19 protein-coding genes are annotated in these 20,051 nt (G+C 73.9%); 15 read left to right on the top strand and 4 right to left on the bottom strand.

Annotation, left to right across the window (positions count from 1 at the left end; translation table 11 throughout):
• Positions 1-60 precede the first annotated feature (60 nt).
• The 4 genes from ACQP1S_RS17360 (at position 61) to ACQP1S_RS17345 (ending at position 4,676) form a co-directional block, all read left to right on the top strand.
• The gene (locus tag ACQP1S_RS17360) at positions 61-831 is read left to right on the top strand and encodes a DUF5995 family protein (RefSeq protein WP_091251217.1); all 771 of its coding nucleotides are present in this window, start codon (positions 61-63) and stop codon (positions 829-831) included.
• A 74-nt stretch (positions 832-905) separates the two neighbouring features.
• Positions 906-1,655, top strand: coding sequence for a phosphotransferase (locus ACQP1S_RS17355; RefSeq protein WP_432896407.1), 750 nt, complete (start codon positions 906-908; stop codon positions 1,653-1,655).
• Between the two features lie 256 nt (positions 1,656-1,911).
• Entirely contained in the window at positions 1,912-2,322 is a 411-nt protein-coding gene (locus ACQP1S_RS17350; protein WP_432896404.1) for a hypothetical protein, read from the top strand.
• A 245-nt stretch (positions 2,323-2,567) separates the two neighbouring features.
• Positions 2,568-4,676 (top strand): amino acid transporter, encoded by a 2,109-nt coding sequence (locus ACQP1S_RS17345; protein WP_432896401.1) that lies wholly within the window; start codon positions 2,568-2,570, stop codon positions 4,674-4,676.
• Positions 4,677-4,997: 321 nt separating this feature from the next.
• Here the strand turns inward: ACQP1S_RS17345 and ACQP1S_RS17340 are convergent, their stop codons facing one another.
• From ACQP1S_RS17340 to ACQP1S_RS17325, 4 genes are all read right to left on the bottom strand, one after another.
• Entirely contained in the window at positions 4,998-5,204 is a 207-nt protein-coding gene (locus tag ACQP1S_RS17340; RefSeq protein ID WP_357901155.1) for a hypothetical protein, read from the bottom strand.
• A gap of 345 nt (positions 5,205-5,549) precedes the next feature.
• Complete coding sequence (locus tag ACQP1S_RS17335; RefSeq protein ID WP_432896398.1) at positions 5,550-6,815, bottom strand: helix-hairpin-helix domain-containing protein; 1,266 nt, start codon at positions 6,813-6,815, stop codon at positions 5,550-5,552.
• A gap of 266 nt (positions 6,816-7,081) precedes the next feature.
• A complete protein-coding gene (locus ACQP1S_RS17330; protein WP_091251221.1) occupies positions 7,082-7,429 on the bottom strand; it encodes a TcmI family type II polyketide cyclase in 348 nt (115 codons plus the stop codon).
• Positions 7,426-8,310, bottom strand: coding sequence for an AfsR/SARP family transcriptional regulator (locus ACQP1S_RS17325; RefSeq protein ID WP_091251222.1), 885 nt, complete (start codon positions 8,308-8,310; stop codon positions 7,426-7,428). The genes ACQP1S_RS17330 and ACQP1S_RS17325 overlap by 4 nt, the downstream gene beginning before the upstream one ends.
• Positions 8,311-8,682: 372 nt before the next feature.
• Between ACQP1S_RS17325 and ACQP1S_RS17320 the strand changes: the two genes are divergently transcribed.
• The 11 genes from ACQP1S_RS17320 (at position 8,683) to ACQP1S_RS17270 (ending at position 19,998) form a co-directional block, all read left to right on the top strand.
• A complete protein-coding gene (locus ACQP1S_RS17320; protein WP_091251223.1) occupies positions 8,683-9,390 on the top strand; it encodes an SRPBCC family protein in 708 nt (235 codons plus the stop codon).
• Positions 9,383-9,787: a cupin domain-containing protein gene (locus ACQP1S_RS17315; protein ID WP_091251224.1), complete on the top strand. Its 405-nt coding sequence runs from the start codon at positions 9,383-9,385 to the stop codon at positions 9,785-9,787. Before ACQP1S_RS17320 ends, ACQP1S_RS17315 begins: the two co-directional genes overlap by 8 nt.
• A complete protein-coding gene (locus ACQP1S_RS17310) occupies positions 9,784-11,052 on the top strand; it encodes a beta-ketoacyl-[acyl-carrier-protein] synthase family protein (RefSeq protein WP_432896392.1) in 1,269 nt (422 codons plus the stop codon). Before ACQP1S_RS17315 ends, ACQP1S_RS17310 begins: the two co-directional genes overlap by 4 nt.
• Complete coding sequence (locus ACQP1S_RS17305; protein ID WP_432896389.1) at positions 11,049-12,338, top strand: beta-ketoacyl synthase N-terminal-like domain-containing protein; 1,290 nt, start codon at positions 11,049-11,051, stop codon at positions 12,336-12,338. The genes ACQP1S_RS17310 and ACQP1S_RS17305 overlap by 4 nt, the downstream gene beginning before the upstream one ends.
• Before the next feature lie 987 nt (positions 12,339-13,325).
• On the top strand, positions 13,326-14,717 hold the full coding sequence (locus ACQP1S_RS17300; RefSeq protein ID WP_432908102.1) for a class I adenylate-forming enzyme family protein: 1,392 nt from the start codon (positions 13,326-13,328) through the stop codon (positions 14,715-14,717).
• A gap of 161 nt (positions 14,718-14,878) precedes the next feature.
• Entirely contained in the window at positions 14,879-15,145 is a 267-nt protein-coding gene (locus tag ACQP1S_RS17295) for an acyl carrier protein (RefSeq protein WP_145919799.1), read from the top strand.
• Positions 15,145-15,390: an acyl carrier protein gene (locus ACQP1S_RS17290; RefSeq protein ID WP_432896385.1), complete on the top strand. Its 246-nt coding sequence runs from the start codon at positions 15,145-15,147 to the stop codon at positions 15,388-15,390. The genes ACQP1S_RS17295 and ACQP1S_RS17290 overlap by 1 nt, the downstream gene beginning before the upstream one ends.
• Complete coding sequence (locus ACQP1S_RS17285) at positions 15,383-16,579, top strand: beta-ketoacyl-[acyl-carrier-protein] synthase family protein (protein ID WP_432896382.1); 1,197 nt, start codon at positions 15,383-15,385, stop codon at positions 16,577-16,579. The genes ACQP1S_RS17290 and ACQP1S_RS17285 overlap by 8 nt, the downstream gene beginning before the upstream one ends.
• A 64-nt stretch (positions 16,580-16,643) precedes the next feature.
• The gene (locus ACQP1S_RS17280; protein WP_432896379.1) at positions 16,644-17,129 is read left to right on the top strand and encodes a beta-ketoacyl synthase chain length factor; all 486 of its coding nucleotides are present in this window, start codon (positions 16,644-16,646) and stop codon (positions 17,127-17,129) included.
• The gene (locus tag ACQP1S_RS17275) at positions 17,126-18,742 is read left to right on the top strand and encodes a class I adenylate-forming enzyme family protein (RefSeq protein ID WP_432896376.1); all 1,617 of its coding nucleotides are present in this window, start codon (positions 17,126-17,128) and stop codon (positions 18,740-18,742) included. The genes ACQP1S_RS17280 and ACQP1S_RS17275 overlap by 4 nt, the downstream gene beginning before the upstream one ends.
• Positions 18,739-19,998 carry a beta-ketoacyl-[acyl-carrier-protein] synthase family protein gene (locus ACQP1S_RS17270; RefSeq protein ID WP_432896374.1) on the top strand — a complete coding sequence of 420 codons (1,260 nt, stop codon included), beginning with the start codon at positions 18,739-18,741 and terminating at the stop codon, positions 19,996-19,998. The genes ACQP1S_RS17275 and ACQP1S_RS17270 overlap by 4 nt, the downstream gene beginning before the upstream one ends.
• Positions 19,999-20,051: the final 53 nt, after the last annotated feature.

Raw genomic sequence — 20,051 nt, 5'->3', positions numbered from 1 at the left:
CTGACAGGCTGTCCCTCGGAAACGACGGCGCGGCGCTGCCCCGACCACTGTGGAGGAGACATGACGGAACCGGTCTGGGGCCCCGTCCACGCGGACATCGTCGATCTGCTCGCCGATCATCCGGAGGACGTGCCGGCGGTGGTCGACCACCTCACCAAACTCCAGGATCTGCTGGTCCGGCTGCCGCCGTTGGAGCGCAGCTGCCCGCTGGCCGACTTCAACCGGCTCTACCTGACCATCACCAGCCGGGTGTTGGAGGGGCTCTACGACGACTACTTCGCCGACCCGGTGTTCCTGTCCCGGCTGGACGTGGAGTTCGCCGCCCGCTACTTCGACGCGATGCGGTTGTGGACCGAGTCGAGCCCGACCACGCCGCGCGCCTGGTCCTGCCTGTTCAAGCGGATGAAGGGCCCGGACGCCCGGCCGTTGCCGTCGGCGGCGGCGGGGGTGAACGCGCACATCAACTTCGACCTGCCGTTCGCCCTGGTGACCACGTTCGACCACCTGGAGTCCGAGCCGGTGGACGGCACCGAGCAGCACCGCGACTACCTCAAGATCAACGACATCTTCGCCGACAAGATCCCGTCGCTGCGGCGGGGCTACCTGGAGCGGTGGCAACTGCTCCTGGACATGCTCAACGGCGACATCGACGACTGGTACCAGGGCGAACTGGTCGAGTACACCCGGGACGTGGCCTGGCGCAACGCGCAGAAGATCTGGCGCTGCCGGCACGACCCGCAGGCCCGCGACGGCGAGCGCACCCGGCTGGACGACAACGCCGCGGCGCTCGGCCGGCTGCTGCTCTCACCGCTGGGGGCGTTCCTGCAGTAGCAGCCGGGACGGGGGGTCCCCGCGCGCCGGGAAACCGGCGCGCGGGGACGCGTCCGTTCGGCCAGGATGGCGGGGTGAGCCCCGACGAACAGCCACTGCCCGGCAACGTCACCACCGGTGTGGTCCGGGTCGGCGACACCGTCCGCCGGCCGGTCGGCCCGTGGACCGACGCCGTCGACGCGCTGCTGACCCACCTGCACGCGGTCGGCTTCGACGGTGCGCCCCGGCCGCTGGGCCGCGACGACCAGGGCCGCCAGGTGCTGGAGTACGTGCCGGGGGAGTGCGGCCACCCCTCGGGTCTGTACCCGACGGCGGAACTGGCCTCGATCGGCCGGCTGCTGGCCGACCTGCACCGCGCCGTCGCGGACTTCGTGCCCCCGGCGGCGGCCCGCTGGCAGGTGCCGATCCGACCCGACGGCACGGATCTGCTCTGCCACCACGACGCGGCGCCGTGGAACCTGGTCCGCGCGCCACGCGGCTGGGTGCTGATCGACTGGGACGGCGCCGGCCCCGGCACCCGCCGCTGGGAGTTGGCGTACGCCGCCCAGGCGATGGCCGGGATGCGCCCCGACCGGCCGGTCGGGGAGTCGGCCCACCGGCTGCGCACCCTCGTCGACGGGTACGACCTACCGGCGGCGGAGCGTCCCGCGCTCGCCGCGACCCTCGGCCCCCGGGCCCGGTCGATGTACGACCTGCTGTGCGCCGGGGCCCGGGACGGCGTGCAACCCTGGGCCAGGATCCACGCCGAGGACGGCCCCTACTGGCGGTCCGTCGCCGACCATCTGACCGCACACGTCGACGACTGGACCCGTGCCCTGACCTGACCCGGCGGGCCGGCCCGCTCGGCTGTCGGGCGGTGGGCTCGGGCCGGCCCGGTCGGGTGGCGGGCGGTGGGCTCGGGCCGGCCCGGTCGGGTGGCGGGCGGTGGGCTCGGGCCGGCCCGGTCGGGTGGCGGGCGGTGCGCTCGGCGCAGTCCGGTCCGGGGTGGCGGGCGGTGCACTCGGGCCGGCCGGGCTTCGGCGGTCCGCTCGGCGCAGTCCGGTCGGGTGTCGGGCGGCGCGCTCGGGGTACCCGTCGGTCATGCCCGTACAACGGTTCGCGTTCCGGTTCGACCCGACCTTCCGGGTCCCGTTGGCGCTGCTCGGCATCCGCCCGCAGACCTGCGTCGTGCTGCTCGACGACGAGGAACTGGTGATCCGGTTCGGCCGCTGGGGGCTGCGTACCGCGCGGGCGAACGTGGTCGGGGCCCAGCAGGGTGGGCCGTACCGCTGGTGGCGGGCGGTCGGGCCGCACCTGTCCCTGGCCGATCGGGGGGTGACCTTCGGCACCGGCACCACGGCCGGGGTGTGTCTGCGGTTCGGTACGCCGGTGCCGGGGCTGGCCCCCGGCCGGTGGCTGCGCCATCCGGCGGCCACCGTGACGGTGACCGACCCGGCGGCCCTGCTGGCGGCCCTGTACCCGGCGCCGGCCGGCCACACCCGTCCCGCCTGACGACCCCCCGCCGCCGGACCCGTCGTCCCACCTGCACTGCGCCGTCCTGCCCGCGCCGCCCACCCCGACGTCGTTCCGCCTTCGCCGTCCGCCGGGGTCGGTCCCGCCCGGGGTCGGTCCCTCCGGGGTCGGTCCCAGGCGGGTCGGTCCCGCCCGGGCTGCTCCGTCCGGCTTCCCCTGTTCCGGCCGGTGGGGCCGGGTTCAGCGCCTACCGTCGGGACAGGGGCTACGAGGGCGGTCGGGGGATGGCGGACGGGCGGGACGGGGGTCGGGAACGGCGGACCCGGGAACGACGGGGGAGCACGCCGCCGCCGGGGCACGGGCGGGCGCTGCGGGAGGCCCGGGACGCCGGACAGGGTGAGCGCACCCGGCCGGGGCCGGTGGGGTTGCCGGAGTGCGTGGAGAGCCACGCCCGGCCGGCGCGGCCCGGGGGTGCGCTGCGCCGATGGCTCTTCGCATACCGGGTGCAGCCGGTCGGGCCGGAGGCCGAGGAGGGCAGCCAGCGGCGGCACCCCTGGTGGCAGGTGATGTGCCTGACCGGCGTCGACTACTTTTCGACGCTGTCCTACCTGCCGGGCATCGCGGCATTGGCCGCCGGGGCGCTCTCCCCGCTGGCCACCCTGCTGATCGTGGCGCTCACCCTGCTCGGGATGCTGCCGATGTACCGGCGGGTGGCCCGGGAGAGCCCGCACGGACAGGGTTCGGTGGCGATGCTGGAGCGGCTGCTGCCGTTCTGGCGGGGCAAACTCTTCGTGCTGGTGCTGCTCGGTTTCGTCGCCACCTCGTGGATCATCACGATCACGCTCTCCGCCGCCGACGCGACGGTGCACCTGCTGGAGAACCCCTACCTGCCGTCGTCGGCACCGCACAGCGCCGGGGTCGCCGTGCTGGTGACGGTGGCGCTGCTGCTCGTCCTCGGCGGGGTCTTCCTGCTCGGGTTCAGCGAGGCGGTGCTGGTGGCCGTACCGCTGGTCGTGGTCTTTCTCGGTCTCAACGCGGTGGTCGTGGCCGCCGGTCTGGCCGAGATCGCCGCGGACCCGGGCACGGTGCGGGAGTGGACGGCTGCCCTGACCGCCGGGGGCGCCGGCGTCGGCGACCTGCTCGGTCCGGCGGTGCTGGCCTTCCCGCTGCTGGTCCTGGGCCTGTCCGGTTTCGAGACCGGGGTGAGCATGATGCCGCTGGTACGCGGGGCGGGCGCGGACCGCGAGCAGCGGCTGGCCGCCCGGATCCGCAACACCCGTCGGCTGCTCACCGCCGCCGCGCTGATTATGTCGGTGTACCTGCTGGCCACCGCGTTCGTCACCACCCTGCTGATCCCGCCGCAGGAGTTCCAACCGGGCGGCGCGGCGAACGGCCGGGCCCTGGCCTGGCTGGCCCATGCCCACCTCGGTGAGGGGTTCGGCACGGTCTACGACATCAGCAGCGTGCTGATCCTCTGGTTCGCCGGTGCGTCGGCGATGGCCGGCCTGATCAACATCGTGCCGCGCTACCTGCCGTCGTACGGGATGGCGCCGGAGTGGGGTCGGGCGGTCCGGCCGGTGGTGCTGGTCTACACCCTGATCAGCATCGTCATCACCGTCGCCTTCCGGGCCGACGTCAACGCCCAGGCCGGGGCGTACGCCACCGGCATCCTGGCGATGATGGTCTCCGGGGCGTTGGCGGTGACCATCGCGACCCTCCGGGCCCGGCACCGGTTCGCCGCGCTCGGCTTCGCCGTGCTGACCGCGGTGCTGCTCTATGCGCTGATCGAGAACGTCATCGAGAAGCCGGACGGGATCGCCATCTCCGGGCTGTTCATCGCCGGCATTGTCACGGTCTCGCTGGTCTCCCGGATCACCCGCACCACCGAACTGCGGGCCGAGCGGATCGAGTTCGACGAGCCGGCCCGGCGGTTCGTCGCCGAATCACTGGCCCATGACGGTCGGCTGCACCTGATCGCCAACAAGCGGGACGGCGGCGCGCTCAAGGAGTACCGGGTCAAGGAGCGGGCCCAGCGGGGCATGAACCCGGTGCCGGGCGCCTCCGACGTGCTCTTCCTGGAGATCGACGTGGTGGATCCGTCGGAGTTCAGCCAGGTGCTGTGGGTGCACGGGGTCGAGGTGGGCGGATTCCGGGTGCTGCGGGCCAGCAGCCCGGCGGTGCCGAACGCGATCGCCGCCATCCTGCTGGCCCTGCGCGACGGCACCGGGGTGCGGCCACACGCCCACTTCGAGTGGTCCGAGGGCAACCCCATCGCCCACCTGCTCCGCTATCTGATCCTCGGCCGGGGCGACACCCCACCGGTGGTCCGCGAGATCATCCGCAAGAGCGAACCCGACCCCTCCCGCCGCCCCGGCATCCACGTAGGCGGCTGACCCCTCCCTCCCCTCCCTCCCCCCGTTCCCGGTGATCAAGAGCTTTGCGTCAGGTGATCAAGAGGTTTACGTCAGAAAACCCCTCGGGGGTGACGTAAACCTCTTGATCACCGACCAGGGGCGACCAGGGGCGACCAGGGGCGACCAGGGGGCGGGGCCCTCTGGGGGAGGTGGGTGCGGCGGAGGGGGAGCGGGGTGGTCTCCTAGGATGGTTTAGGGGTGGTGTGGGGGGTCACGGGGGTTGGGGTGGGTGGGGTGATCTGGAGCGGACATGAGGTGGCCCGCGCCCCGAGGGGTGGGCGCGGGCCGGGGTGAGGCGGTTTACTTCGACGGCTCGGGGAGCTTGCAGTCGATCTTCGGGTTGGCGCCGATGTAGTTGAGCGGCCCGGCCACGATGGTCACCAGGATGGTGCCGGCCTCGGCACAGTTGGTGTCATCGTTTCCGTAATACCCGCGCTGACCGGCGGCGACGGCGCCGATGACCAGCCAGATGACGACGATGACTCCGAGGATCGACGTACCGCGCATGGGGGTGCCTCCCGGCTTGTGGTGTATTCGAGGTGACGCCCATGTACCCAGGGGCCGGGACCGGGTAAACGGTATTCCGGAACGGTCAGTGCGCCGATGCCGGATTCTCCGGTGGTCCACCCCGACGCGCCGGCGGCCGGTGACCCCCACCGAACCGCCCCTGAGGGCGACCCGGCACCTGGGACGCCCCGTTCGGCCGGGCACTGTGGAAGGCCACCGAGGCTCCTCGCGGTGCCGGGCCGGGTGCGATTGCGTAACCGCAGGCGTGGGGTTCCGGCCGAGAATGCGAAAGGGCCGGTGGGTGCGCGTGGCGCGCGCCCACCGGCCCTGACCGGGGTCAGCTGATCAGTCCTGGGTGTCGCCGCCGGTCGGCGTGGGCAGCACCCGCTCGGCCTCGGCACCCGCGCCGGCCAGCACCTTCGCCTGCTGCGGCCAGGTGGCCAGGCTCGCGGTGGCGCGCAGCCCGGCGGCCCGGATCGTCTCCCGCAGGCCCGACTCGTCCAACGCGGCGAGCTGCCGGTAGGTCTGAATGCCGGCGGCCTGGAGGGCGGCGGCCATCTTCGGGCCGACACCCTGGATGCGGCGGAAGTCGTCCGCCGGCCCGTCCTGGGCGGGGGAGGCGTCCGAAAGCGGGGCGGCCGCCGGGACCGCAGCGTCTGCGGCGGGGATGGTGTCCTCGACGGAGGTGCGCTGCGCCGGGACCACCGGCGCGACAGCGACGGGAGCGGTGTCCACCTCGTCCGCGACCGGCAGGTCCGGGTCCGGCAGGGTCTCCGGCGTCGTCGACTCCAGGTCCGGCACGGTGGAGACCTGCGTGGTCGACTCAGCGGTGACCGGCTCGGCGGCAGGCTCAGCGGTGACCGGCTCGGCGGTGACCGGCTCGACGGCAGCAGGCTCGCTGGTGACCGGCTCGGTGTCGGGCTCGGCGGCGACCGGCTCGCTGGTGGCCGGCTCGGCGGGCTGCGTGGTCTCGGCGCTCGGAGCCGCGAGCGGGTCGGTCCCGGTCTCCGTGCCGCTCGCGGCCGGACCGGCGTCGGTGGCGACGGGCTCCGGGTCGACCGTGGTCGGTTCCGGCAGCCCGGTCTCCGTACCCGGGATGTCAGGGGTGTCCTCGACGGTCGCCCGCGGCGCGGGGACGGGCGCGGTGCTCTCGCCGGCGTCGGTGCTCGCGGGCGTCTCGTCCGAGCCGGTACGACCGGTCAGGTCGGCGGTGGTCGGCTCGTCGTCGCTGCCGGTCAGCGGGGTGGGCAGCTCGGCGGCGAGCGTGGTGGGCGTGCCGTCGACGGCGGTGGCGTGCGCCGCGGCGGAGCTGTCGTCGGCGGTCGAGGCGGCAGTCGGGGTGGTGTGGTCGGCGTCCGGCGCGGCGTGCGGGGTGGGTTCGTCCACGACGGCGGCGGGGGCCGGGGAGTTGTCGACCGTGGCCACCGGGCGCGGGGCGTCGATCGTGGCGGCGGCGGCCTTCTCCTGGGCGGAGAGCCCGACGACCGGGTCACCCTCCACGATGGGTGCCCCGGTGGTCGGCTTCTGCCGTCCCCACAGCGCCCAGCCTCCAGCCAGGCCCACCAGCAGGGCCAGGATCACGATCAGCCATTGCCCGAAAGTCGACGGCACGGCTACCTCCCTATTGCGTATGTCGTTGAAGTCGCGAGAAAACGCGAAGACCCGCCGCAGCCTTGCATACGCGAATGTCGGACGACAGGGAGGATCGCCCCTCGTTGCGCAGGTGAAATGCCCGGCGTCGGGCGGTGGCGGCACCGCAACGGGTTGTCATCGTCGCCGTACTCTCGGGTGGTGGTGGCCACTCCCCGTGGTGGCGCTCGGCGCCGCGCTTTCAGGCCCGGCGCCGCGCTTCCAGGCTCAGCGCAGGGCCTCCGGGCTCAGCGCAGGGCCTCCGGGCTGGGCGCGTCGGAGACGTCCCAGCTGTAGAAACAGCCGGCCGGCGCGTCCCTGGGGGAGCGCCAGGTCGGCAGGTACGCCGAGGTGTGTGCCGACAGCCGCTCGTTGGTCCGCTGATAGAGCGGGTGGTTGTGCGCGGTGACCAGGGTGTCGAGATCCACCTCGGTGGTCTCCATCAGATGTACGCACAGGTCGTGCAGGCGGTACAGGGAGCGGTGACGTAGCCCGGTGAGACCGGGCAGTTCGGTGGCATCGGATTCGGCGAAGATCTGGGCGACCCGCCCCTCCGCGCCGGGAATGATTCTGCTGACGATCACCAGGCGGCTCATCGGACCCCTCTCGCCGGTGGTGCGCCCCGATCGGTCCAGGGCTCTCGGTGGGTCCACCCTGGCGCAGGAGCTGTCACCTGCTCGTCACGCCGCTCGTGCGGATCGTGACGGCGGGCTGCCGGGGTGCGGCGGGTGGCCTGCCGGATCGGGGCGAGGGTCTCGTCGACCAGGGCACACATCGCGGGTGAGGGCTCCAGCCGCAGTTCCCGCATGAGCAGGTCCCGGTAGACGTAGAAGGCGTGCACCGCCTCGAACGCGTTGCCCTCGGCGAGGTGGATGCGTACCACCAGGCGGTGCGGGGTCTCCCGGAGGGGCTCGGCGGCCATCGCCGCCAGGGCGGCCTGCAACGCCTCGCCGTGCCGGCCCGCGTCGAGGTGGTCGACGGCGAGCTGTTCCAGCATGTGCAGGCGGAGCTGGCGGAGCCGTTCCCGGTCCAGCAGCACCCAGTCGTCGTACCAGCCGGGGAGCAGGTCACGGCTGCCGGCGGTGAGCGCTACGGCGGTGGCGCGCGGGTCACCCCCGTCGCGGACCCGGGCCGCGGTGGCGACGAGGTCGTCCACGTCGAGGCGGACCGTCGGGTCGAGGCGGACGGTGTCACCGCTGGACAGCAGCGGGCAGTAGGGGTCCTGGCGCAGCCGCCACAGCGCGGTGCGCAGCGACGACAACGCCCGCTCCTCGGGCACCTCCGGCCAGAGCAGGCCGGCCAGGTTGCTGCGGGTGGCGCCGGGACGCAGCCCGATCACGGCGAGCACCCGTTGCAGCCCCCGGGGCACCACCACGGGGTTGTCGCCGTGCAGCAGTCGGAAACCGCCGAGCAGGTGCAGGCGCACCGGCGGGCCGTCCGGAACGTCACTGGTCGGCGTGCTGGCATGACCGGTCACGGGCGCACCCCCTGCACGCAAACCTGGGTCCAGATCGTCCGGTGTCCCGACGCGGTCGGCCGTGACGCGGTGGCCGGGTCGCTCCGCTGTGGTGCCGGACCCGCCGTTCCCGCCGGACCGGCCGGCACGAACACTACCAATGCGATTACTCTCAGTCAACGAGGCTGTAGGTATCGTGACTGGACGATATTGCCTCTGAACTGCGAACTGCCATCACGATGGACAGCCGGCACATAGCTGATACACAGTCAGCGTCAACGCAACGTCACCACCATGAGGGGTATGGCGGGCCGCCGGGTGACGTCCGGGAGACGGGCCCGGCCGGAAGGTGACGGCTACCGGGGTGAGTCGCCCGGTGGAGGAGGACCCGAGATGACCGTCACCCATGGCACGCCGCTCACCAGTGAGATCACCGAGATCCTGGTGACCCGGTGCGGCCTCGACGCCGACGCCGCCGCCCGCGCGCCCGCCGCCAGTCTGGAAGAGCTGGGCATGGACTCGCTGGCCCTGCTGGAACTGTCCGCCGTGGTGGCCGACCGCTGGCGGGTCCACATCCCCGAGCAGGCCGGGCAGCTCAGCATCGGCGGTGTCGCCGACCTGGTGGCCGCCGCCGGGCCGGCCGGGCACACCGAGAACAGCATCGTCATCGCCGCCCCGCTGCCGCTGGTCTGGGAGATCACCAACGACGTGGCGCGCTGGACCGACCTGTTCACCGAGTACGCCGTGGTGGAGATCTTGCACCGCGACGGGGACACGGTGCGGTTCCGGCTCACCATGCGCCCCGACGAGAACGGCGTGGCGTGGAGCTGGGTCAGCGAACGCACGGCCGACCCGGCGACGTGGCAGGTGCGGGCCCGCCGGGTGGAGACCGGTCCGTTCGAGTACATGCGGATCCACTGGCACTACGACACCGAACCGGAGGGCACCCGGATGACCTGGGTGCAGGACTTCGCGATGAAGCCGACCGCCCCGGTGGACGACGCGGCGATGACCGCGCGGATCAACACCAACAGCCGGGTGCAACTGGCCGTGATCAAGGAGCGGATCGAGCGGGCGTACGCGGGAGGCGGCGATGAGTGACGTCACCACCGGACTGGTCGCCGCCCGGGACGTAACGGCCGACCGGCGGCGCGGCGGGGAACTGCGGGTGCTGCTCGGCCCGCGTACCGTCGGCAGCACCTCGGGGTTCATGGGGGTGGTGACGGTGGCCCCCGGCGACCGGGTGGCCGAGCACTACCACCCGTACAGCGAGGAGTTCCTCTATCTCGTCCGGGGCGCGATCACCGTCGACCTGGACGACGTGCCGGTGCCGTTGGCCGCCGGGGAGGCGCTGTTCGTGCCCCGCAACGTCCGGCACCGGTTGCGCAACACCGGCGACACCGCCGCCGAGGTGGTCTTCCACCTCGGCCCGCTCGCCCCCCGCCCGGAACTCGGCCATGTCGACACCGAGCTGGTCGAACAGCGGGGCCCGTCGTGACCGGCCGCCGCGCGGTGGTGACCGGGATCGGGGTGGTCGCCCCGGGTGGCGTCACCCGGGACCGGTTCTGGAAGACCCTCACGGAGGGGCGCACGGCCACCCGGCGGATCAGCTTCTTCGACCCGTCGCCGTACCGGTCGCAGATCGCCGCCGAGTGCGACTTCGACCCGGACGCCGCCGGGCTCACCCCCGCCGAGCGGCAACGCTCCGACCGGTACGTGCAGTTCGCGCTGGCCTGTGCCGCCGAGGCGCTGGCCGACAGCGGGCTCGACCTGACCGACGCCGACCGGGACGTCACCGGGGTGGTGCTGGGCACCGCCGTCGGCGGCACCACCGCCCTGGAAAAAGAGTACGTCCGGGTCAGCGACTCGGGTCGACACTGGCTGGTCGACCACGCTCTCGGCGGGCCGTACCTCTATCAGGCGCTGGTGCCGAGCAGCCTCGCCGCCGACGTGGCCTGCCGGCACGGACTGCGCGGCCCGGCGCAGGTGGTCTCCACCGGCTGCACCTCCGGCATCGACGCCATCGGGTACGCCCACCAACTCGTCGTCGACGGGGAGGCGGACATCGTGCTGGCCGGCGCCGCCGACTCGCCGATCTCCCCGGTCACCGTCGCCTCGTTCGACGCGATCCGGGCCACCAGCCCGGACAACGACGACCCGGCGCACGCCAGCCGGCCCTTCGACGCCCACCGGCAGGGCTTCGTGCTCGCCGAGGGGGCGGCGGTGCTGGTGCTGGAGGAGTGGGAGCACGCCCGGCGGCGCGGCGCGCACGTCTACTGCGAGGTCGCCGGTTACGGCAGCCGCAGCAACGGCTTCCACATGACCGGGCTGCGACCCGACGGCGTGGAGATGGGGTTGGCCATCGCGGCGGCGTTGCGGCAGGCCCGGCTCGACCCGTCGGAGGTCTCCTACGTCAGCGCGCACGGGTCCGGGACCCGGCAGAACGACCGGCACGAGACGGCGGCGTTCAAGCGGGCGCTCGGCCCGACGGCGTACCGGGTGCCGGTCAGCTCGATCAAGTCGATGGTCGGGCACTCGCTGGGCGCGATCGGCGCCATCGAGATGGCCGCCTGCGCCCTGGCCATCGAGTACGGGGTGGTGCCGCCGACGGCCAACTGGACCACCCGGGACCCGGAGTGCGACCTGGACTACGTGCCGAACGTGGCCCGGGAGACCCCGGTGGACGTGGCGTTGTCGGTGGGCAGCGGGTTCGGTGGCTTCCAGTCGGCGATGCTCTTCCGCCGACTGGCGGTGACGCCGTGACGGCCTCGGAGGCGCTGACCGCCGACCCGGACGGGGATCGGGTACGGGCGGTGGTGACCGGGATCGGGGTGGTCGCGCCCAGCGGCATCGGCGTCGATGCGCACTGGCGGACGGTGACCGGGGGCATCCGGCGGACCGGCCCCATCACGCTGTTCGATCCGACCGGCTACCCCACCCGGGTCGGCGGCGAGGTCCCCGGCTTCCACCCGGCCGCGTACGTCGACACCCGACAACTCGTGCAGACCGACCGGTGGACCCAGCTCGGCTTCGCCGCGACCGCGTTGGCGCTCGCCGACGCCGGGCTCCCCGACCGTGCCCCCGACCCGTACGCCTGGGCGGTCATCCTGGCCAGTTCGTCCGGGGGGAACCTGTTCGGGCAGCGGGAGCTGCAACGGCTCTGGGGCGGGCCGAGCCGCACCGTCGGGGCGTACCAGTCGATCGCCTGGTTCTATGCGGCGAGCGTCGGGCAGCTCTCCATCCACCACCAGTTCAAGGGGCCGTCGGGGGTGCTGGCCGCCGAGGCCGCCGGAGGGCTGGACAGCCTGGCGCACGCGGTGCGGACCATCCGGCGGGGCACGTCGGTGGTGATCGCCGGGGCGACCGAGTGCCCGCTGAGCCCGTACGCGCTGGCCTGCCAGCTCCGCTCCGGGCTGCTCAGCGACATCGACGAGCCGGCGGCGGCGTACCGGCCGTTCGACCGGGCGGCCGGCGGATACGTGCCTGCCGAGGGGGGCGCGGTCTTCGTGGTGGAGGAGCGGGAGCATGCCCTGGCCCGGGGTGCCCGGATCTACGGGGAGGTGACCGGCTGGGCGGCCACCCACGACGCCGTGCACACCGGCCCGGGCACCGCCGGCGACCCGGCGACGTACGCCCGGGCGATGCGGCTGGCGCTGGAGCGCTCGGGGAACACCGCCGACGAGGTGGACATGGTCGTCCCCGACGCGCTCGGGGTGCCCCGCTACGACCGCAGTGAGGCGACGGCGCTGCGGGCGGTCTTCGGCGACCGGCCGCCGCCGGTGAGCACCCACAAGTCGTTGACCGGCCGGGCCCACCAGGGCGGGTCGGCGTTGGACGCGGCGACCGCCCTGCTCGCCCTCCACCACGACACGCTGCCCGCCTCGGCCGGGCCGACCGACCCGGCTCCCGGCTGCGAGCTGGACTTCCTGCGTGCCCCCCGGCAACCCCGCCACCGGGTGGCGCTGGTCTGTGCGCGCGGCTTCGACGGGTTCAACAGCGCGGTGGTCCTGCGCGGGGCGCCCCCGGCACCCCGGAGCGCCCCGGACTGACCATCCACCCACCCCGTCCGATCCCCCCTTCCCCATCCGGCTTCTGCCCGGTGCGATGGTGCCTGGCGCACTCCTTGCCCGACCCCTCGTGCCTGCTGCCTTCCCGCCCGACCCTTTCTTGCCCGATCCCCCTTTTCGCGTACCCTCCTTGCCTGGCGCTTCCCGGTCCTTCGCCGTCCTGTCCTGCCTCGGGTAGCCCGCCTCGGCCCCGGCCGACTGCTCGTGTGCCTTGGCCGGGTCGCAGGTCGTCGCTGGCGTGGCTGGGCCACCCGATCGGATCGTGCCGGCCTGGCGTCCCGGGGATCGGCCGGGCTGCCGGTGGCCGGCATGTCGCAGGGTCGGTGTGTGTTCGGCGGGAGGTGTATGCCGAGCTGGCATCTTCATGCCAGCTCGGCATATCCGTCTGGGGACATCGGGTGGGTGGTGCCGCCGACCATCCGAGGCCGGGCGAGCCGGGGCCGGGCCAGCCGCGTTGCCGCGCTGATGCGCGCGGGGCCGACCTCGACCCCGCCGCGTTGCCGCGCGCGGCCGACGTCGAACCGACAGCACTGGCACGACAGGGGTCACTGAGCGTGCGCGCGCGACCCCGCTGGGGTGGGTGCCCGGGCCGATGGCCCATGCCGGGGCCGGACGCGTCGGCCCACGGGGCGGCACCGGCCGGGCGATGCGTCGCCGGGGGTGTCCCCGGTGGTCGGTGGGGGGTGCCGACCAGGGGCGGGACGCCTCCGACCCGCCCGACGGTCGGTCGGTTCCACACGGGAGCGCCGGGCACGGCAGAGCCGCCGGTGGTGTCGCGGGCCGGCGTACGCGCCCGATCCTGCCCGGCCGATCGAGCGGCGGCAATCCGGCCGGCCGCCTTTTATGATCTAGCCATTCGCATCTAGTAATGGTCTTCCGGGCTGTCGTAGGGTGCCGTGAGCACGCCAAGAGACATCATCTTTGGGCGCTTTTGCCCGATCTTATGCTGGACGGTGGCCGGCGGTGACCATGTATCGCCAAACGAAAGATCCTACGGCGCAAGACCCCGGTTGGGTGGACGACGTGTTGTTCGCCGGCCGTCCGACCGATGTTTGTCTCCGGCTACCCGAGCCGGTGGACCGGGCCACCCTGCACCGCCTGGTCACCGAGGCGCAGGCCCGGTTGGTGGCCGCCGGACTACGCCCCGGCGGGGCTGCCGCGCTGCGTCTGCCCCCCTCACTGTCCTATGTGGTCAACCTGCTGGCGACCTGGCGCAGCGGGGGCCAGGCCGTGCTGCTCGACCACCGGCTCACCGACCACGAGGTCGACCGGGCGCTGCGTCGGCTCACCCCGCAGGTGGTCGTGGCCCCGGTCCGCACCGGCGGCGGCGCGCTGAAGGTCTTCGTCGACGTCACCGAGAGCGTCACCGGCTACGCGGACCGTCCGGCGGTCAGCGGCCACGCGGTGATCCAGCTCAGCTCCGGCTCCACCGGACCGTCCAAGGTGATCGGACGTACCGCCGCCGACCTGGTCGCCGAGGTGGAGCGTTACACCCGGATCGACGGGGTGGCGCTGCCCGGCGAGCGGATCATCCTGTTGCCGTCCATGGTGCACGTGCTCGGCCTCGTCGGTGGGCTGCTCTATGGTCTGCACGCCCGGGTCGAGCTGATCCCGCCGGAGCGGCTCGGTGGCGACGCCGTGCTGGCCGCCATCGCCGCCCAGGACACCCCGGCCACCGTGCTCGGCGTGCCCTTCCACATCGGTCTGCTCGCCTCCACCCGCCCCGACCGGCCGCTGCCGCAGTTCACCCGGATGACCACCGGCGGGGAGCTGGTCCCACCGGCCGTCGTGCAGGCGTTCACCGACCGGCACGGCGTACCCCTGGGCAACATGTACGGGATGACCGAGGTCGGTGTCATCGGCACCGACCTGCACGGCAGCCACCGGCCGGCCATCGCGCCCGCCCCCGGCATCGAGGTCCGCGAGTCCGACGGTGAACTGCTGATCAGCTGCCCCGCCTCGCCGTACGTCGGGCTCAGCGACCCCGACCGCTGGGCCGACGGCTGGCTGCGTACCCGCGACGCCGGCACCGTCGACCCGGTCACCGGCCTGGTCACCGTCCGGGGCCGGCTCGACTCGCAGGTCTCCGTGGGGGGCCTGAAGGTCGACCTGACCGAGGTCGAGGCCACCCTCACCGGGCTGCCCGGGGTGGCCGCCGCCGTGGTCACCTACGACGACGGGATCACCGCCTACGTGCAGCCCGACGGGCCACTGTCCGAGGATGCGCTGGACAGGCTGCTCGCCGAACGGCTGGCCGGCTACAAGCGTCCCCGCACCCTGCACCTGGTGGCGCAACTGCCACGTACCACCACCGGCAAACTGGTCCGCTCGCTGGACGTGCTGCGAACGGCGGCCCCGTGACCGGTCCGCTCCACCCCGCCCACCGGCCGGTCCCCGAGGGCCGCCGCCGGGGCGTCACCACCGCGTCACCACCGGCCGACCGTCGGCGGTACGCCCGAACCATCCCCGCACGGTGCCCCGACCGGACGCCGGCAACTCGCCCATCGAGAGAGGTTACCGTCATGCGAGACGAGGTCCGTACCTTCGTCATCGACCAGCTCCAGGACATGAACTACGACGTCGACGGGATCGACGACGACACCACCCTCGGCCCCTCCGGGGTGGACCTGGAGTCCCTCGCCCTGTCCGACCTGTCCGTCCGGGTGGAGGACCGGTACGGGCTGCGGTTCGCCGACGACGAGTCGGAGAAGCTGGCCCTGATGACGGTGGGGGAGTTCACCACCATGGTCGCCGACCGGGTCGCCGGGGCGACCACCGACAACCGCTGATGTCCGGTCAGCCCGGCCTGGGGCGAGCTGACCTGGTGAGCATGCTCGCCGAACTGACCGGCAAACCCGTCGAGCAGGTCCCGCACCGGGTCGGCTCGATGGAGCTGGCCTGGCTGGTGCACCTCGTCGAACAGCGCTACGGCACCCAGATGGACCTCACCGACGACCAGCTCGCCGGCATCCGTACCGTCGACGACGCGCTGACCGTGTTCCACACCTGCCTGCCCGCCTCCGCTGATGGTTGAGCGGGCACCCGTCACGATCTCCGGCACGTACGCGGTCAGCGCCTTCGGCAGGGGCGTGGACGCCCTGCTGGCCGGGGTCCTGTCCGGCGTACCGGCGTTCCGGCCGGTCCGTCGCTTCGCCACCACCGGTCGCCGGGTGACCGTCGCGGCCACCCGGTCCGACGTGGCGACCCTGCCGCAGGAGCTTGCCGACGCCTGCGACGCGGCCTGCGACGCGGCCGGGCTCGACCCGGCGCAGCGGGCCGGGTCGGCGCTGTTCCTGGCCACCCACGGCGGCCCGGCCACCCTGCCCGGCCCGTACGTCGACGACCTGCCGGTCGCGGACACCGACGACCCGTGGTGGGCCGACGGCGAGCAGTCCGACGGCGGTCCGGCCTGGCCGGAGCTGCCGACGCTGGCCGGCCGGCTGGCTCGGCGGTGCGGGCTCGGCGGCCCGACCCGGGTCTACACCACCGCCTGCGTCTCGGCGAGCAGCGCGGTGGCCGACGCCGCCGCGATGATCCGCCGGGGGGACACCGAGCGGGTCGTGGTGGTCGCCGGCTACCTGGTGGAGCCGGACCAGTTCGCGCTCTTCGACGCCGGCCGGGCACTCGCCGCCGACGGGGCGGTCCGCCCGTTCAGCGCCGGGCGGCAGGGGTTGCTGCTCGGCGACGGGGTGGCCGCGGTGGTGCTGGAGTCCACCGCCGCGCTGCGCGCCCGGGGTGGCAGCCCGGTGGCGACGCTGGTCGGATGGGGGCGGGCCGGCGACGCCCACCACCCCTGCCAGCCCGACCCGCAGGGCGGGGGACTGGCCCGGGCGGTCGGCGCGGCGCTGCACCGCGCCGGGTTGCCCGCCGGGGCGGTCGGCTACGTCAACGCGAACGCCACCGGCACCGGCTTCAGTGACGCCTCCGAGGCGGCGGCGCTGCGGCTGGCCCTGGGTGAGCGGGCCGGCCAGGTGCCGGTCAGCTCCACCAAGGCGCTGCACGGGCACGCCCTGGAGGCGTCCGGCCTGCTCGAACTGGTGGTCACCGTGGCGGCGCTGGGGCACGGGAAGCTACCGGTCAACGCCGGCTGGCTCGGCCCGGACCCGGCCTGCCCGCTGGACGTGGTCACCGCCGCGCCCCGCCCGGTGACCAGCCGGTACGCGCTCAGCCTCAACGCCGCCTTCGGCGGCGCGAACACCGCACTGCTGGTGGGTGCGCCGTGACCGGCACGCGCGGCCCGGGGCACGGGATCGTCCCGGGCCGTCCGGCCGGCCACGGCGCACCCGGGTGCTGGCGCAGGCGCGCTGGCCGGAGCCGGGCGACGGGCCACCACCGCCGCTGCCCGGGTTCGTGCACTCGGCGTTCGCGCCGCTGGTCGCGGCGGCGGCCGGGCGCTGCCTGGAACGTCGTCCGAGCCCGGCTCCGGCCGGGGCACGGTGCGCGGTGGTGCTGGTCAGTGCCGCCGGGGACCGGCCCAGTGCCACGCACGTCCGGTCGACCGTCGCCGCCGGGGGGCGGGTCGGTCCACTGTTCTTCTTCCAGTCGGTGCCCAACAGCGTGGCCGGGCAGGTCGCCGCCCGTTGGGGACTGACCGGTCCGGTGGTGTGCCTGAGCCCGACCGGCGACCCACGGGCCGACGCCATCGCCGAGGGGGAACTGCTGCTGTACGACGGCGACGCCGACGAGGCGTTGCTGGTCCTGATCGAAGAGGCACCCGACGCGACGCCCACCGGTGCGGTCGCGGTGCTGCTGGGGGGAGGAGACAGTCAATGAGGACGAAGGGACTGCGGGGTGCGCTCGCCGCCGATCCGCAACTCGGTGCCGGGAACGTGCTGGCCCGGGTGCTGGCCCACGGCGCGGACCCGCAGGGGCCGGGCCTGACCTTCGACACCCCGGTCGACGGGCACCCCGCCGGGCAGCCGCTCACCCTGGGCCAGCTCGACGAGCGGGTCGCCGCGCGGGCGGCCTGGCTGCACGACCGGGGGGTGCGGCCCCGCGACCCGGTCGCCGTCTGGGCCACCGCCGCCGCCGACATGGTGCTGAGTTTCCTGGCGTTGACCCGACTCGGCGCGATCCCGGCGTTGATGAACGGCAAGCTGCGCCCGGAGATCGCCGCCGAGTACATCCGCCGGCTGCGCGGTGCCGGGGTGCTCGCCGATGCCGCGCACACCGAACTGCTGGCCGGGCACGACCTGGGCGCACCCCTGCTGGGCACCCCGCAGGAGGCCGGCAGCGGCGATCCGGCGCAGGCTCCCGTCGACTACCGGCACCACCCCGACGACCCGATCGTCATCACCCACACCTCCGGCACCACCGGGGTGCCGAAAGCGGTGCTGCACTCGCACGCCAGCCTCTTCGCCGCCACCCGGCACCTGCTGTCCATGCCGCAGGCGCAGGGCACCCGGCGGATCCTCAACGCGCTGCCCGCCCCGCACACCGCGACGGTGCTCATGGTCAACCAGGCGTTGGGCAACCAGGCGGAGATGTTCCTGCTGTCCGAGCAGGGGGGCGAGCGGGTCCTCGACGCCATCCAGCAGTGGCGGCCCGACGGGGTCTTCGGCTTCTCGATGACCTGGGCCGAGCTGGCCCGTTTCGACCTGAGCGGGTACGACCTGGACTCGGTGCGGCTGTGGTTCAACACCGGGGACTGCTCGCACGAGCCCCACGTACGCCGGCTCGTCGCGGTCGGCTCGCGGGACGTGTTCACCCGGCAGGGCGTCACGCGGGTCCCCGGTTCGGTCTTCATCGACGGCCTGGGCTCCAGCGAGATGGGGCACTCGATGTTCCACATCACGCACACCGTCGACACCGACCGGTACGGCCGCTGCGTGGGCCGCCCCTACCGGTTCGCCAGGGTGGCCGTCCTCGACGCCGAGGGCAACGAGCTGCCCCCCGGTCAGGTCGGCTTCCTCGGCATCGACTCGCCGTCGCTGTTCCGGGGCTACTGGAACGACTCGGTCACCAGCTACCGGTTCCGGCTGCGCGGCTGGTACCTCACCGGCGACCTGGTCCACGCCGACGCCGACGGCCGCTACTACCACCTGGACCGGGCGGTCGACTCGGTGACGCTGCCCGACGGGCGGCGGTACTTCACCGCCCTGTCCGAGGAGCGGATCCTCGCCGCCTGCCCCGACGTCACCGACTGCACGGTGCTGATCGTCGCCGACGGCGACACGGTCACCACCGACGTGCTGCTGGAGTTGGCCGCCGGGGCCGACCCGGCCGCCGACCGGACCGCGACGATCCGGGCCGCGCTCGGGGCGGACGTGGGGGAGACCCTGCGCCGGGTGGTGCCGGTGAGCGCCGACGACATCCCGGTCACCGTCACCGGCAAGGTCCGCAAGGTGGCGCTGCGCGAACGCTACCTCGCGGAGTCGTCGTCATGACCGTCGTGATCACCGGGATGGGCCTGTTCAGCCCCGTCGGGCGGGGGGTGGAGGCGACCTTCGCCGCGTTGACCGGTGGGAGGTCCGGGCTGGCCCGACCGCCCGAGGGTCACCCCGCCCGGGAGTCGCTGGAGGTCGCCGGGGTGCTCCCGCCGATCGACCCGCGCACCGTCGCCACCGGCCCGGAAACCAGGGTGCTCGACCGGGTCGTGCTGTTCGCCCTGCTCACCGCCGCCGACGCGCTCGTCGACGCGGGCATCGAGGTGGGCCGGGACGTCGACCCGGGGCGGATCGGCGTCATCGTCGGCGGGGTCGGCGGGATGTCCACCCTGGAGCAGCAGGTGATCGCCCGGACCGAGCGGGGCCGGGCGGCGGTCAGCCCGTACCTGCTGACCGGCATCCTGCCCAACATGGCCTCGGCGCGGATCGCCATCGCCCACGGCATCCGGGGCTACAGCTCGGCGGTCGGCACGGCCTGCGCCTCCGGCGCCCAGGCGGTCGCCGACGCGGCCCGGCTGATCCGGGCCGGCGAGGCCGACGTGGTGCTCTGCGGGGCCAGCGAGGCCCCGCTCTTCCCGACCTTCGCCGACACCTTCGGCAACGCCCGTGCGCTGGCCCGGGGCTGGGCCGACCCGACCGAGGCGAGCCGCCCGTTCGACCGGCGACGCAACGGGTTCGTGCTCGCCGAGGGGGCAGCCCTGCTGGTGCTGGAACGCGCCGGGCACGCCGCCGCCCGGGGCGCCCGGACGTACGCGGAGGTGGCCGGTTACGGCAGCACCACCGACGCCCACCACCCGACCATGCCCCGGCCCGACGGCGAGGGGGCGGCCGACTGCATGCGTCAGGCCCTGGCCCGGGCGGACGTCCCGCCGGCCGAGGTCGGCTACGTCAACGCCCACGGCACCGGCACCAAACTCGGTGACATCGCCGAGACCACCGCACTGGCGAAGGTGTTCGGCATCGGCGGGGTGCCGGTCAGCTCCACCAAGGCGCTCACCGGGCACCTGCTCGGGGCGTCCGGGGTGGTGGAGGCGGCGGCCTGCGCGTTGGCGCTGCGCGCCGGTCTGCTGCCGCCGACGTACCACCTGGACGATCCGGACCCGGACTGCCCGGCGGATCACATCCGGGACGAGCCCCGGGTGGCCCGGGCCGACCACGCGCTCACCAACTCCTTCGGATTCGGCGGGCAGAACGTGAGTCTGCTGCTGCGGCGGACCAGCGGGGATGGCGCCCGCGCCGCCGAGCCGGGGAGGTGATCTGCGCTCCGACCCGGGCGGCGTACGCCCGGACGGCAGGCACGGGGGGGGGA

The sequence above is a fragment of the Micromonospora matsumotoense genome (genome assembly GCF_050951065.1).
Classification (GTDB): domain Bacteria; phylum Actinomycetota; class Actinomycetes; order Mycobacteriales; family Micromonosporaceae; genus Micromonospora; species Micromonospora matsumotoensis.
The sequence above is the reverse complement of the archived record's forward strand: the minus strand, read 5'-3'. Positions and strand labels throughout refer to the sequence as shown.

Excerpts from the sequence above, each read along its gene's own strand:
- ACQP1S_RS17270 (WP_432896374.1), top strand. The coding sequence starts at position 18,739 with ATGACCGTCGTGATCACCGGGATGGGCCTGTTCAGCCCCGTCGGGCGG.
- ACQP1S_RS17360 (WP_091251217.1), top strand. The coding sequence starts at position 61 with ATGACGGAACCGGTCTGGGGCCCCGTCCACGCGGACATCGTCGATCTG.
- ACQP1S_RS17330 (WP_091251221.1), bottom strand. The coding sequence starts at position 7,429 with ATGAGCCGCCTGGTGATCGTCAGCAGAATCATTCCCGGCGCGGAGGGG.
- ACQP1S_RS17295 (WP_145919799.1), top strand. The coding sequence starts at position 14,879 with ATGCGAGACGAGGTCCGTACCTTCGTCATCGACCAGCTCCAGGACATG.
- ACQP1S_RS17320 (WP_091251223.1), top strand. The coding sequence starts at position 8,683 with ATGACCGTCACCCATGGCACGCCGCTCACCAGTGAGATCACCGAGATC.
- ACQP1S_RS17340 (WP_357901155.1), bottom strand. The coding sequence starts at position 5,204 with ATGCGCGGTACGTCGATCCTCGGAGTCATCGTCGTCATCTGGCTGGTC.
- ACQP1S_RS17290 (WP_432896385.1), top strand. The coding sequence starts at position 15,145 with ATGTCCGGTCAGCCCGGCCTGGGGCGAGCTGACCTGGTGAGCATGCTC.
- ACQP1S_RS17275 (WP_432896376.1), top strand. The coding sequence starts at position 17,126 with ATGAGGACGAAGGGACTGCGGGGTGCGCTCGCCGCCGATCCGCAACTC.
- ACQP1S_RS17350 (WP_432896404.1), top strand. The coding sequence starts at position 1,912 with ATGCCCGTACAACGGTTCGCGTTCCGGTTCGACCCGACCTTCCGGGTC.
- ACQP1S_RS17300 (WP_432908102.1), top strand. The coding sequence starts at position 13,326 with ATGTATCGCCAAACGAAAGATCCTACGGCGCAAGACCCCGGTTGGGTG.
- ACQP1S_RS17345 (WP_432896401.1), top strand. The coding sequence starts at position 2,568 with ATGGCGGACGGGCGGGACGGGGGTCGGGAACGGCGGACCCGGGAACGA.
- ACQP1S_RS17285 (WP_432896382.1), top strand. The coding sequence starts at position 15,383 with ATGGTTGAGCGGGCACCCGTCACGATCTCCGGCACGTACGCGGTCAGC.
- ACQP1S_RS17315 (WP_091251224.1), top strand. The coding sequence starts at position 9,383 with ATGAGTGACGTCACCACCGGACTGGTCGCCGCCCGGGACGTAACGGCC.